This is a genomic window from Xanthomonas sp. NCPPB 3200, assembly GCF_056393585.1.
In genome coordinates, this window is record NZ_CM150785.1 from 3,006,779 (window position 1) to 3,020,831 (window position 14,053).

12 protein-coding genes and 1 tRNA gene are annotated in these 14,053 nt (G+C 63.5%); all 13 read right to left on the minus strand.

Annotated elements, in window-relative coordinates; genetic code table 11:
* Positions 1-35 precede the first annotated feature (35 nt).
* A complete protein-coding gene (gene rpsO / locus AC06DU_RS13095) occupies positions 36-296 on the minus strand; it encodes a 30S ribosomal protein S15 (RefSeq protein ID WP_003485583.1) in 261 nt (86 codons plus the stop codon).
* 157 nt (positions 297-453) lie between these two features.
* Positions 454-1,380 (minus strand): tRNA pseudouridine(55) synthase TruB, encoded by a 927-nt coding sequence (truB, locus tag AC06DU_RS13100; RefSeq protein ID WP_104576118.1) that lies wholly within the window; start codon positions 1,378-1,380, stop codon positions 454-456.
* 79 nt (positions 1,381-1,459) lie between these two features.
* Positions 1,460-1,852 carry a 30S ribosome-binding factor RbfA gene (gene rbfA, locus AC06DU_RS13105; RefSeq protein ID WP_024937968.1) on the minus strand — a complete coding sequence of 131 codons (393 nt, stop codon included), beginning with the start codon at positions 1,850-1,852 and terminating at the stop codon, positions 1,460-1,462.
* 141 nt (positions 1,853-1,993) lie between these two features.
* Complete coding sequence (infB, locus tag AC06DU_RS13110; protein ID WP_434982279.1) at positions 1,994-4,702, minus strand: translation initiation factor IF-2; 2,709 nt, start codon at positions 4,700-4,702, stop codon at positions 1,994-1,996.
* Between the two features lie 95 nt (positions 4,703-4,797).
* Entirely contained in the window at positions 4,798-6,309 is a 1,512-nt protein-coding gene (nusA, locus tag AC06DU_RS13115) for a transcription termination factor NusA (protein WP_016903006.1), read from the minus strand.
* Positions 6,310-6,313: 4 nt separating this feature from the next.
* A complete protein-coding gene (gene rimP / locus AC06DU_RS13120) occupies positions 6,314-6,904 on the minus strand; it encodes a ribosome maturation factor RimP (RefSeq protein WP_024937971.1) in 591 nt (196 codons plus the stop codon).
* Positions 6,905-7,114: 210 nt separating this feature from the next.
* Positions 7,115-7,191: transfer RNA gene (locus AC06DU_RS13125), tRNA-Met, on the minus strand.
* A gap of 202 nt (positions 7,192-7,393) precedes the next feature.
* Complete coding sequence (gene nuoN / locus AC06DU_RS13130; RefSeq protein ID WP_039523046.1) at positions 7,394-8,854, minus strand: NADH-quinone oxidoreductase subunit NuoN; 1,461 nt, start codon at positions 8,852-8,854, stop codon at positions 7,394-7,396.
* Positions 8,855-8,890: 36 nt separating this feature from the next.
* Positions 8,891-10,393, minus strand: a complete 1,503-nt coding sequence (locus AC06DU_RS13135; protein ID WP_039522180.1) for an NADH-quinone oxidoreductase subunit M — start codon at positions 10,391-10,393, stop codon at positions 8,891-8,893.
* A gap of 20 nt (positions 10,394-10,413) precedes the next feature.
* Positions 10,414-12,588 (minus strand): NADH-quinone oxidoreductase subunit L, encoded by a 2,175-nt coding sequence (nuoL, locus tag AC06DU_RS13140; RefSeq protein ID WP_102581424.1) that lies wholly within the window; start codon positions 12,586-12,588, stop codon positions 10,414-10,416.
* Positions 12,589-12,595: 7 nt separating this feature from the next.
* Positions 12,596-12,901, minus strand: a complete 306-nt coding sequence (nuoK, locus tag AC06DU_RS13145) for an NADH-quinone oxidoreductase subunit NuoK (protein ID WP_006450557.1) — start codon at positions 12,899-12,901, stop codon at positions 12,596-12,598.
* The gene (locus tag AC06DU_RS13150; protein ID WP_172837831.1) at positions 12,898-13,560 is read right to left on the minus strand and encodes an NADH-quinone oxidoreductase subunit J; all 663 of its coding nucleotides are present in this window, start codon (positions 13,558-13,560) and stop codon (positions 12,898-12,900) included. The genes nuoK and AC06DU_RS13150 overlap by 4 nt, the downstream gene beginning before the upstream one ends.
* Positions 13,561-13,564: 4 nt before the next feature.
* Positions 13,565-14,053: an NADH-quinone oxidoreductase subunit NuoI gene (nuoI, locus tag AC06DU_RS13155; RefSeq protein ID WP_002810206.1), complete on the minus strand. Its 489-nt coding sequence runs from the start codon at positions 14,051-14,053 to the stop codon at positions 13,565-13,567.

The window sequence follows — 14,053 nt, forward strand, 5'->3', positions numbered from 1 at the left end:
GCGGCGCATCGCTGCGCCGCGGCGGTGTGACTCGATTAGCGGCGCAGGCCGAGCTTCTCGATCAAGGACTTGTAACGCTCGTTGTCCTTCTTCTTCAGGTAGTCGAGCAGGCTGCGGCGACGGTTGACCATCTGCAGCAGGCCACGACGGCTGTGGTGATCCTTCTTGTGGGTCTTGAAGTGACCGGTCAGCAACTCGATGCGCGCGGTCAGCAGGGCGACCTGCACTTCCGGCGAACCGGTGTCCTGGGCGCTGCGCTTGTTGTCTTCAATAACTTTCTGGGTGTCGACGGACATGGTGTTTACTCGATAGATGCGTGGTCGGCAGGAACGTGCATGACGCACCGCCGGACTCGCCGTTTGCTAGGGATGAGCGCGCTTGGCGCTGGAGGTGCCCCGATCGGGGCCGCAAAATTGTAACGTCGTGCGGGCCCGGGGACAAGTTGACTAAACCTTAACAAGCCCCTGCTTCGTTCAGTCCATTGAACAATCGCTGCGGCGACAAACGCCCCTCCGCGTCCACCAGGCCTAGCCCTGAGGGGATCCCGTCGGGTCCGAACACGGCCACCTGGCCGGTCGGGAAAGCAGGATCGCGCAGACGCTGGCCCATGCGAAAACGCGCCGCATGCGACGCATCGAGCACGATCCGCGCAAAATCGGCCAGTCCGGCCTCGATCGGCAGCAATAGCTCCTGCGCGTCGGTGCCCGCTTCCAGGGCTGCCGACAGCGCTTCCAGTGTGATCATCTGCGGCGCGCGAAACGGCTCCACCCAGAGCCGGCGCAGCGAGGCGATATGCGCACCGCAGCCAAGCACCTCGCCCAGATCGCGCGCCAGGCTGCGGATATAGGTGCCCGAGCCGCAGGTCACACGCAACTGCAGCCGCGGCGCGGCGTAACCGAGCACATCGATCGCATGCACATCGACCTCGCGCACCGGCGCCTCGATCACCTCGCCACGGCGTGCCTTGGCGTACAGCGGCTCGCCACCCTGCTTGAGCGCAGAATAGATCGGCGCCTGTTGGCGGATGCGCCCGATGAAGGGCGTCAGCGCTGCACGCAGCGCGTCTTCGCCCAGTGCCGGCACCGCACGCTCGCGCAACACCTGACCATCGGCATCGTCGGTATCGGTGGTGACACCCAGCACGATCTCGGCGTCGTAGGCCTTGGCCGAACCGAGCAGCAGGCCGGCAATCTTGGTGGCCTCGCCCAGACACAGCGGCAGCAAGCCGGTGGCCAGCGGATCCAGGCTGCCGGTGTGGCCGCCCTTTTCGGCACGCAACAAACGGCGCGCGGACTGCAGGGCCGTGTTGGAGCTGACTCCAGCCGGCTTGTCGAGCAACAGGATGCCGTGCAACGGGCGATAGACGATACGGGGTTTCAACAGATCGGTGCTCGAATCGGCACTGTGCGTGCCCGTTGAAATCGGGGCCGCTGATCGACAGGCGGCGGGCCGGCAGCGCTCAGCGCTGCTCGGCGTCCTCGTCGCTGGATGCGGCCTCGGGGCCGACATCGTCCAGGTCACGCAGCAGGTTGTCGATACGCTCGCCGCGGTCGACCGAATCGTCGTAATGGAAATGCAGCTCGGGCACGTGGCGCAGCTTCATCGCGCGCGCCAGCTGCGTACGCAACTGACCGGCGATTTCCTTGAGCCCCTTGACCGCTTCGGCCGAGCGTTCCTGCTGCAGCGCGGTGACGAACACCTTGGCATGCGCCAGGTCGCGGCTGATTTCGACGTCGGAAACGCTGACCGACGGCAGGCCGTGGTCGCGCACGGCCGCGTGCACGATCGTGCCGAGGTCGCGACGCACCTGCGCCGAAACGCGGTCGGTGCGATGGAATGATTTGGTTGGCATGGTCATGGACCTGGTTGATTCGGAGGGCCAATTGGCACCGAAGCCAAAAACGGACGCGGGCGGCCATGCCGCCCTCGCCTTGCAGAACTTGCCTTGCAACTCCGCCTGGCGGAGTCCGGGGCCCGCAGGCCCCGGCAGCCGTTACAGCGTACGGGCGACTTCGATACGCTCGAAGCACTCGATCTGGTCGCCGGCCTTGACGTCGTTGTAAGCCTTCACGCCGATACCGCACTCGGTACCGTTGCGCACTTCCTCGACGTTTTCCTTGAAGCGACGCAGCGATTCCAGCTCGCCCTCGAACACCACGACGCTGTCGCGGAGCACGCGGATCGGCTTGCTGCGCTTCACCACGCCTTCGATGATCATGCAGCCTGCAACCGCGCCGAACTTGGAGCTGCGGAACACGTCGCGGACCTGCGCGATACCGATGATCTCTTCGCGGATTTCCACGCCGAGCAGACCGGAGGCCACCTGCTTCACCTGGTCGATCACGTCATAGATGATCGAGAAGTAACGCAGATCGATGCCGTTGGACTCGACGATCTTGCGGGCCGAGGCATCGGCACGCACGTTGAAGCCGATCACGGTGGCTTTGGAGGCCGCTGCCGAATTCGCATCGGATTCGGTGATGCCGCCCACGCCGGAGTGGATCACGTTGATGCGGATGTCGTCGTTGGACAACGCCACCAGCGATTGCTTGAGCGCTTCCACCGAGCCCTGCACGTCGGCCTTGATCACCAGGTTCAGCACCTGCTGGCCTTCGCCCTTGCCCATCTGGGCCAGGATGTCTTCCATGCGATTGCTGGCCGAGGCCACCAGACGCGACTCGCGACGCTTGGTTTCGCGCTGCTGCGCCACGTCCTTGGCCAGACGCTCGTCGTCGACGACCACGAAGTCGTCGCCGGCTTCCGGCACGCCGGACAGGCCGAGCACCTGCACCGGGATCGACGGGCCGGCCGAGGCCGGCTGGTGGCCGGTCTCGTCGAACAGCGCACGCACGCGGCCGTACTGGATGCCGCACACCAGGTAATCGCCACGCTTCAGCGCGCCCTGCTGCACCAGCACCGTGGCCACCGGGCCGCGGCCCTTGTCCAGCGAGGATTCGATCACGGTGCCGCTGGCGCGGCCCTCGGCCACTGCCTTGAGCTCGAGTACTTCGGCCTGCAGCGAGATCGCGTCCAGCAGCGTGTCCACACCGGTACCGACCTTGGCCGACACTTCGATGAACTGGGTATCGCCACCGAACTCTTCGGCCACCACGTTTTCAGCCAGCAATTCGTTCTTGACCCGCAGCGGATCGGCGCCGGCCTTGTCGATCTTGTTCACCGCCACGATCAACGGAACGCCTGCCGCCTTGGCATGCGCCACCGCTTCCTTGGTCTGCGGCATCACGCCGTCATCGGCTGCAACCACAAGCACCACGATGTCGGTGATCTTGGCGCCACGGGCACGCATCGAGGTAAACGCGGCATGGCCGGGCGTATCCAGGAAGCTGATGACGCCACGGGCGGTTTCGACGTGGTACGCGCCGATGTGCTGGGTGATGCCGCCGGCTTCGCCGGAGGCGATCTTGGTGCGACGGATGTAATCCAGCAGCGAGGTCTTGCCGTGATCGACGTGACCCATGATGGTCACCACCGGCGGACGCGGCGTGGCATCGCCCTGCGCATCCTCGGCATGTGCCAGCAGCGCATCCTCGAAGTCGGCATTGTCGGCACGCACGGCCTTGTGGCCGAGTTCTTCAGTCACCAGCGCGGCGGTGTCATGGTCGATGCTCTGGGTGATGGTCGCCATGACGCCCATCTTGAACAGCGCCTTGACCACGTCGCCGCCCTTGAGCGCGAGCTTCTGCGCCAGATCGGCCACGGTGATGGTCTCGCCGATCGCCACTTCGCGCACCACCGGTGCGGTCGGACGCTCGAATCCGTGCGGGCCGCTGTTGCCCTGGTTGCCACCACGGCCATTGTCGTTGCCACGACGCGAGGACGACGAGCCCGGACGACCGGTCGGCTTGCCGCGCACGTTGGAACGGCGCGCACGATCTGCCGCGGACAGGTGCAACTGCCCGGCAAAACGCTTGGTCGCATCGTCGTCCTCGACACCGGCCACCATGACGTGCGAACCGCGCGTCTTGTGCTTGGCGGCATTGGAACGGTCGTCCGGGCGCGCCGGCGTGGCCGGGCGCGATGCCGGCGATGCGCCAGCCGGACGGGCCGGACGCGGCGCAGACGACGGCGACGGTGCGCGTGCGGCAGGTGCTGCAGACGGTGCGGGTGCGGCAACCACCGGCGCCGGCGCACTGGCAGCCGCAGCGGCTTCCTCGGCAGCCTTGCGCTCGGCTTCGGCGCGGTCGCGCGCAGCCTGTTCCTCTTCGCGCTTGCGCTGGATCGCTTCATCACGCAGGCGGTCGCTTTCGGCCAGTGCCTGCTGCTCGTCGAGATTGCGCTGACGCGAAGCGGCGAGCTTGGCCAGGATGTCGGCGCGCTCTTCGTCCGGCGTCATCGGCGCAGGACGGCCGCCGCCTTCGTTTTCGGACTTCACATAGGTGCGCTTCTGCCGCACTTCCACGTTGACCGTGGTCTTGGTGCGGCCGGCGCTGACCGTGACTTCCTGCAGCTTGCGCCGGTTGAGCGTGATCTTCTTGGCTGCTTCGCTCGCCGCTTCGGCGGGCGTCTCGGCCTTGCCATGCGTGCGACGCAGGAAGCCAAGCAGTTTCATCTTCTCGGTGCTGGTCACGACCTGGTCGGGACCGCTGAACTTCATTCCGGCCTCGGCCAGTTGAACCAGCAGTTTATCGACCGGCGTATTGACCAGTTCGGCAAGCTTGCGGATGGTGGTTTGCTGCGACATTCGGATCCTATGATCTGGTTGGCGCCCCCTCGCCCAGAGCAAGGGAAACGCTGATTCTAAGCCCTGATGGGGTCAGGGCGCGGTTCATTGCCGGCTCATTCGCCGCGCTCCAAACGGGCGATCTCCTCGGCGCGGGCCGCCAGGATCAGCGCCGCGGCGCGCTCCTGGGTCAGACCCTCGATGCCGAAGTCGACGATCTCGTCCGCTGCCAGGTCGGACAGGTCCTCGCTGGTGCGCACGCCGTGCTCGGCCAGAGCAAAGGCCGTTTCCTCGTCCATCCCCTCCAGCGCCAGCAGGTCCTCGGTGGGCTGAGTTCCTTCCAGGCCTTCTTCCTCTGCCAGCGCAGCGTTGAGCAACGCATCGCGGGCGCGGGCGCGCAACTCTTCGACGATGTCTTCGTCGAAGCCTTCCACCGCCAGCAACTCGCCGACCGGCACGTAGGCGATTTCTTCGACCGTATTGAAGCCTTCGGTCACCAGGATCGCTGCGATTTCCTCGTCCACTTCCAGGCGATCCATGAACAACTGGCGCGCGGAGGTCTGCTCGGCTTCGGACTTGGCGGCCACCTGGTCGGCGGTCATCACGTTGAGCTGCCAACCGGTCAGGCGGCTGGCCAGACGCACGTTCTGGCCGCCCTTGCCGATCGCCTGGGCCAGGCGGTCTTCCGCCACTGCCAGATCCATCGAGTGCTTGTCTTCATCGACGATGATCGACTGCACTTCGGCCGGCGCCATCGCATTGATGACGAAGTTGGCCGGGTTCTCGTTCCACAGCACGATGTCCACGCGCTCGCCATTGAGCTCATTGGATACCGCCTGCACGCGCGAACCACGCATGCCGATGCACGCGCCGATCGGATCGGTGCGGGTGTCGTGCGCGATCACCGCGATCTTGGCGCGGTCGCCCGGATCGCGTGCGCATGCCTTGATCTCGACCAGGCCCTGGCCCACTTCCGGCACTTCGAGCTTGAACAGCTCGATCATGAATTCCGGCGCGGCGCGGCTGATGAACAGCTGCGGGCCACGTGGCTCCGAACGCACTTCGGCCAGATAGCCGCGCACGCGGTCGCCGGGGCGCAGCACGTCACGCGGAATGCCCTTGTCCTTGGGAATGAAGGCTTCGGCATTGCCGCCCAGATCGACAAAGATGTTGCCGCGCTCGGCGCGCTTGACCACACCGGTGATCAACTCGCCGACGCGATCCTTCCAGGCATCGACCACCTGCTGACGCTCGGCCTCGCGCACACGCTGCACGATCACCTGCTTGGCAGCCTGCGCCGCGATACGGCCGAAGTCCGGGTTTTCGATCTGTTCTTCGATGTAGTCGCCCACATCCACGCCGTCGGCTTCGTCGACGGCATCCATCAGACGCACCTGGCGATCCGGGGATTCCATCACGACATCGTCGGCAACCACTTCCCAACGACGATAGGTTTCGTAGTTACCGTCCTTGTGGTCGATGGTCACGCGCGTCAGCACGTCCTGGTCGGGATAGCGCTTCTTCGCTGCGGAAGCCAACGCGGCCTCGATCGCATCGAAGATCACTTCGCGCGGCACGCCCTTTTCGTTGGCCACCGCATCCACTACCAGCAAAAGTTCCTTGCTCATTTCGTCACTCCGCGCGCGGCTTGCCAGCCGCCGACTCGTTGGATGGTTTCTTCTTGTCGTGCCCGGGTTTTTTCGGGCCGGGCTTGTTCGGTTTTTGCGGGGCCAGGCCCAGGGCGACCCAATCCGGCAGGATGCGCGCCTTGTCGATGTTGTCGAAGCCGATCTGCACATCCTTGCCGTCGACGGCGAACACCACCGCGTCCGCCTCGGAGTCGATCCGCACGATCTGGCCCTGGAAGCGGCGCCGGCCATCCTGCGCCAGCTTCAGCACGATCTTGGCGGACTCGCCAACGTGACGGCCGAACTGCTCCAGCGTGAACAACGGACGGTCCACACCCGGCGAGGACACCTCGAGCGTGTAGTTGCCGGTAATGGGGTCCTCGACGTCGAGCTGGGCCGAGACTTCGCGGCTCACGCGCTCGCAGTCGTCGACGTTGATGACACGCTCGGGCTGTTCGGCCAGCGGCACATCGATGTACAGGCGCAATGTGGCGCCACCTGGAGCGGGAAGATATTCCACACCCAGCAGTTCCAAGCCCAAGGACTCAACCGTTGGACTCAGCAGATTCGCGATTTCGGTCGCTTTTTCGCTCACAGACTGCCCTGATCAGATGATTGCCAGTAGAACCCCGGCAACCGGCAGCAAACTTTCCGGTTCCGGAAAAAACAAGGGGCCCGATGGGCCCCTTGCGTGAAAAAAGCCCGACCTCTCAGGGTCGGCGCAAAGACGGGAACATGCGTCTTTGCGATCCAAGAAGCTGAAGTACTGCCCTAAGGCGTCGCATTAAAGCAGTACTTCAAAACTTGGTAGCGGGGGCAGGATTTGAACCTGCGACCTTCGGGTTATGAGCCCGACGAGCTGCCAGACTGCTCCACCCCGCAGCAGAAGCGGAATTATGAAGAACTTGAGCGGCAATTGCAAGCCCTAGTTTTTCATCGATTGAAAACCCTGGGGGTCTTCAACGTCGCGGCAAATGATAACCGCATTGCAACAAAAACGAAACAGCAATCACGACTTTATTTCAGTCCTCCCTCGACGGCGCGCGTAACACACGCGCCGCGAGGTCGTGCAAGGACGCGTGACTCAGGCTAGGCCTGCAAATGCACGCTGGCACCACACCATGATCGGGCTCCAGGCCAGGCCCAGCGCGAGCAACGCAAGCGCGTTGACGCCAAGCACGGTACCCAGCACACGATCGTTGTTGGCCGGCAACGGCTCGCCCACCGGCTCATCGAAGTACATGACCTTGATGACGCGCAGATAGTAGAACGCGCCGATCACTGCGCAGAGCACACCGACCAGGGCCAGCCACAGCATGTCGCCCTTCACCGCTGCACCGAGCACTGCCAGCTTGGTCCAGAAACCCAGGAACGGCGGGATACCTGCAAGCGAGGCCATGATGCACAGCACCAGGCCGGCCATCCACGGATTGCGTGCGTTGAGTCCCTTGAAGTCGTCGATGTTCTCGGCTTCGAAGCCGTTGCGCGACAACGCGATGATCGCGCCGAACGCGGCGGTCGACATGATGGTGTAGCTCACAGCGTAAAACATCGCCGCGGCATAGCCTTCCTCGCCACCGCCGGCCACGCCCATCAGCAGAAAGCCGATGTGCGAGACGGTCGAGTACGCCAGCATGCGCTTGAGGTTGCTCTGCGCAATTGCCATCAGGTTGCCGATCACCAGCGACACCGCAGACAGGCCGCCGATCAACAGATGCCACTGCGGCGAGAGCGGGCCCATGCCAACCTCGAGCAGGCGATACGCCATACCGAAGGCAGCGAGCTTGGGCGCAGAGCTGATGAACAAGGCGATCGGCGCCGGCGCACCCTGGTACACGTCAGGCAACCACATGTGGAACGGGGCAGCACCCAGCTTGAAGGCCACGCCGGCGATCATGAAGATGGTGCCGGTCAGCAGCAGCGTGCGCTCGTTGGAGCCTTCGATCGCGTCGTGGATGCCGCTCAGGCTCAACGTACCGGTGGCGCCGTAGACCAGCGACATGCCATACAGAAGCAGGCCCGAAGCCAGTGAACCGAGCACGAAGTACTTCATCGCCGCTTCGGTGGCCAGGCCGTTGTCGCGATTGGAGGCGACCAATGCGTACGAGCACAGCGCGAGCAGTTCCAGGCCCAGGTACACCATCAGCAGGCTGCCGGCCGAGGTCAGCAGCATCATGCCGGCGGTGGCGAACAACACCAGCACCGGGATCTCGCCCTGGTAGAGATTGCGTTCGCGCAGGTAGGTCCAGCCGTAGACCAGGCTCAGGCCGCTGACCAGCACGATCACCGTCTTCATCACGTCGGCTGCGGTGTCGCGCACGAACATGCCGTGGAAGATCTCGCCCTGCCCGCCCGTACCGGTCGCCAATAGCGCGAACACCACCGCGAGCACGGCGACGGAGAACAGGTGGGTCCAGACCTTGTTCCGCTGGCTCACGAACAGGTCGAGCATCAGCAGTGCAAAGGCGCCGCCGATCAGCACCAGCTCCGGAACAAGCGGAGCCAGGTCAGCGGTGGTCAACGGCGCGAGCGTTGGCGTGGTCATCATCAAATCCTGGAAATCAAAACGTACGGCAAGCTGTTACAGCTTGGACGCGGCAATCTGGGTAGCCAGCTTGGCGATCGATGGTTCCATCAGATCGGTCAGCGGCTTCGGATACAGGCCCAGGGCCAGCACGCCAACGGCGAACACCCCCAGCACGAACGCCTCACGGCCATTGATGTCCTTCAGCTCGGCCACATGGGCATTGGCCACTTCGCCGAAGAACACGCGCTTGTACAGCCACAGCGTATAAGCGGCGGTGATCACCAGCGTGGTGGCGGCGGCGAAAGCGACCAGCGGGTGCTTCTGGAAGCTGGCCAGAATCACCATGAACTCGCCGACGAAACCACTGGTGCCCGGCAGGCCGGCATTGGCCATGAAGAACAGCATGGAGAACGTCGCAAACCACGGCATCACGTTGACCACGCCGCCGTAATCGGCGATGCGGCGGGTATGCATGCGGTCGTACAGCACGCCGATGCAGGAGAACATCGCACCGGACACGAAGCCGTGCGAAATCATCTGCACCATCGCACCCTGCAGGCCCAGACGGGCGGCATCGGTGCTGCCGTACTCACGCACCAGGGTGAAGGCGATGAAGGTGCCGAGGGTGACAAAGCCCATGTGCGCGATGGACGAATATGCCACCAGCTTCTTCATGTCGTCCTGCACCAGGGCGACCAGACCGACGTAGATCACCGCGATCAGCGACAGCGTGATGACCAGCCAGGCGAACTCGTGGCTTGCATCCGGCACGATCGGAAGGTTGAAGCGCAGGAAGCCGTAGCCACCGATCTTCAACGCGATCGCAGCCAGGATCACCGAACCGGCGGTCGGCGCTTCGACGTGCGCGTCCGGCAGCCAGGTGTGCACCGGGAACATCGGCACCTTGACCGCAAACGCGATCAGGAAAGCGAAGAAAATCCAGGTCTGCTCCTTGGCGGTCAGCTGCAGCGCGTAGAGATCGGCCAGCTGGAAGCTGCCGCCCTTCAGGTACAGGTAGACCAGGCCCACCAGCATCAGCACCGAGCCGAGGAAGGTGTACAGGAAGAACTTCATCGCCGCGTAGATGCGCCGCGGGCCGCCCCAGACGCCGATGATCAGGAACATCGGGATCAGCATGGCTTCGAAGAAGACATAGAACAGCATCGCGTCGGTCGCGGCAAAGATGCCCACCGTGACGCCTTCCAGAATCAGGAAAGCGGCGACGTACTGATTGACGCGCTTGTCGATCGAGCGCCAGGCACCGATCAGCGCCAGCACCGTCACCAGCGTGGTCAGCACGATCAACGCGACCGCGATGCCGTCCACGCCCAGGTTGTAGCCGATGTTGTAGGCCGGGATCCAGGCATGCAGTTCGATGAACTGCATGGCGTCATTGGCGGTGTCGTAGCCCAGCAGCGGCAGACTCAGCACAAAGGTCGCCACCGCCACCGCCAACGATGCCCAGCGGGCAGTCTCGGCGTTGCGCAACGCAAGGATCAAGGCGCCACCGATAATCGGCAGCCAGATCAAGATAGACAGTAAAGGCCAGTTCGACACGTTTTCTTATTCCGTACAGGTCAACGCCAGAAATGCATCAGTACCGCCAACAAGGCGATCAAACCGATGATCATTGCGAAGGCGTAGTGATAGAGGAAACCGGATTGCGTGCGACGCAGCAGATTTGCAGCCAGGTCGATCAGTCGGGCAGAACCATTGACGACGACACCGTCGACCACATGGGTATCGATGGCACGTGACGCCTTGCCAAGGACCACGCCGCCACCGGCGAAGCCATTGATCCAGAGCTTGTCGAAGCCGTACTTGTTTTCCAGCAGCCACACCACCGGCGCGAACGCCTTGCGCGACTTGGTGGCCAGTTCCGGCTTCCACAGATAGAACAGCGCAGCCAGCAGCAGACCGGCGACCGTCAGGAAGAACGGTGCCGCCATCATGCCATGCAGTGCGAAGGCGACCGGGCCATGGAACTCTTCGGCCAGTGCGCCGACGGTGTCACGCGCCGGATCGTAGAAATCGACGATGCCGGTGAAGAACGACACTGCCTGCCCCTTGAGCGCATGCGCGGCGTGGTGGCCCTGCCAGTCGGTGCCGAACAGCATCGGACCGATGGTGAAGAAACCGATCGCCACCGACGGGATCGCCAGCAGGATCAACGGCAGCGTCACCACCCACTTGGATTCGTGCGGCTCGTGGGCACCATGGTGGCCATGACCGTGGTCGTCGTGGCCGTGCGTATCGTGTGCATGTACGTCGTGCGCATGACTGTCGTGCGCGTGGACCTGCGCCTCGGCATCGGTATGCGCGCTGTCGTGGTGTGCATGCGCATCGTGCGCATGGGCATCGCGGAAGCGCTCCTTGCCGTGGAAGGTCAGGAACAGCAGGCGGAAGCTGTAGAAGCTGGTCACCAGCACGCCGCCGAGCACTGCCCAGTAGCCATAGGTCGCGATCCAGCTATGCGACTCATGGGCATGGTGTGCGGCTGCCTCGATGATGGTGTCCTTGGAGTAGAAGCCGGAGAAGAACGGCGTACCGACCAGCGCCAAGGTACCGATCACGCTGGTCCAGTAGGTCACCTTCATGTACTTGCGCAGCCCGCCCATCTTGCGCATGTCCTGCTCGTGGTGCATGCCGATGATGACCGAACCGGCCGCCAGGAACAGCAGCGCCTTGAAGAAGGCATGCGTCATCAGGTGGAACACGGCGGCCGAATACGCCGACACGCCCAGCGCCACGGTCATGTAGCCCAGCTGCGACAGCGTGGAATACGCAACCACGCGCTTGATGTCGTTCTGCACGATGCCGATCAGGCCGGTGAAGAAGGCCGTGGTCGCACCGATGAACAGGATGAAGTTCAACGCGGTTTCCGACAGCTCGAACAGCGGCGACATGCGCGCGACCATGAAGATGCCGGCGGTGACCATCGTGGCGGCATGGATCAGGGCCGAAATCGGCGTCGGGCCTTCCATCGAGTCCGGCAGCCATACGTGCAGCGGCACCTGCGCCGACTTGCCCATCGCGCCGATGAACAGACAGATGCAGATCAGCGTCATCACGCTCCACTCATGGCCAGCGAACAGCTGCACCTTGGCACCGGCCATGGTGGTCGCGTTGGCGAACACGGTGGAGTAGTCCAGCGAGCCGAACCACAGCAGCACACCGGCGATGCCGAGAATGAAGCCGAAGTCGCCGACGCGATTGACCAGGAACGCCTTCATGTTGGCGAACACGGCGGTCGGGCGCTTGAACCAGAAACCGATCAACAGGTAGGACACCAGACCCACCGCTTCCCAGCCGAAGAACAGCTGCAGGAAGTTATTGCTCATCACCAGCGTGAGCATGGAGAAGGTGAACAACGAGATGTAGCTGAAGAAGCGCTGGTAACCCGGGTCTTCTTCCATGTAGCCGATGGTGTAGATGTGCACCAGCAGCGACACGAAGGTCACCACCACCATCATCATCGCGGTCAGGCGATCGACCATGAAGCCGACATGCGCCGAGTAGTTACCGACATCGAAGAAGGTGTACAGGTTCTGGTTGAACGGGCTGGCGCCCTGCTCCACCAGTTGATACAGCGTCAGGCACGACAGCACGCAGCTGACCGCCACGCCCAGGATGGTGACGTATTGCGCGCCCTTGCGCCCTACCTGGCGACCGAACAGGCCGGCGATGATGCTGCCGACCAGCGGTGCAAGCACCACCGCGATCAACAGACTCTTGGAGAGAGTGATTTCCATCTACAGGTCAGCCCTTCAACGTATCGACTTCGGCCACATTGATCGTGCGGCGCGTGCGGAACAGAGTCACCAGGATCGCAAGGCCGATTGCAGCCTCCGCGGCGGCAACGGTCAGGATGAAGAACACGAACAGCTGACCGGCGGGGTCGCCAAGCTCGCGCGAGAACGCAATGAAGTTGACGTTGACCGACAGCAGCATCAGCTCGATCGACATCAGCAGCACGATGACGTTCTTGCGGTTGAGGAAGATGCCGGCCAGGGAGATGCAGAACAGCACCGCGCCCAGTCCCAGCAGGTGGCCCAAGGTAATCAAGACTTCGCCTCCTGTCCGTCGGCCGCATCCAGTTTCGGCGCGACCTGTACCGGCTTTTCAACAGCCATTTTGACCATGCGCAGACGATCACCCGCCTTCACCCGCGACTGCTCGCCCGCATTCTGGTGCTTGATGCCGGTGCGCTTGCGCAGGGTCAGCATCACCGCGGCCACCACGGCCACGGTCAGGATCACCGCGGCGAACTCGAACGGCAGCAGGAACTGGGTGTAGAGGGTCTTGGCCAGCCAGGTCAGGTTCGACACGTCGGCGGCCTGCGCAGCGGCGTTATCGGCCGGGAACGGTGCGGCACTGCGCGCCTTGACCCCGATCAGGGTGACCATCTGCGCCAGCATGGCAACCGCCACGATGACACCGACCGGCATGTACTTGACCCACCCTTCGCGCAGCCGGCTGGTGTCGATGTCCAGCATCATCACCACGAACAGGAACAGCACCATCACCGCGCCGACGTAGACCAGCACCAGCGTCACGCCGAGGAACTCGGCGCCGACCAGCAACCAGATACATGCCATCGAGAAGAAGGTGAGGATCAGGCACAACACGGCGTACACCGGGTTGCGCACGCTGATCACCGCACCGGCGGACACGACCGCGACGGCGGAGAAGGCGTAAAAAGCAATAGTGACCCAGTCCATCATGACCTCAACGGAAGGCGGCATCGGCAGCGCGACGCTCGGCGATCTCGGTTTCGAACCGGTCTCCGATCGCCAGCAGCTGCGGCTTGTTGACAATGTTCTCGCCACGCTTCTCGAAGTGGTACTCGAGGATGTGCGTCTCGACGATCGAGTCCACCGGGCAGCTTTCTTCGCAGAAGCCGCAGAAGATGCACTTGAACAGATCGATGTCGTAGCGCGTGGTGCGGCGCGAGCCGTCCTCGCGCTTGGCCGAGTCGATGGTGATTGCCAGCGCCGGGCACACCGCCTCGCACAGCTTGCAGGCGATGCAGCGCTCTTCGCCGTTGGGATAGCGACGCAATGCGTGCAGGCCACGGAAACGCGGCGACTGCGGGAACTTCTCCATCGGATACAGCACGGTGTACTTGGGCTTGAACGTGTATTTCAACGTCAGCCACAGGCCGCCTAGCAGTTCGAGCAGGAGCAGGCTCTTGAAGTAATGGGTGATCTTGTTCAT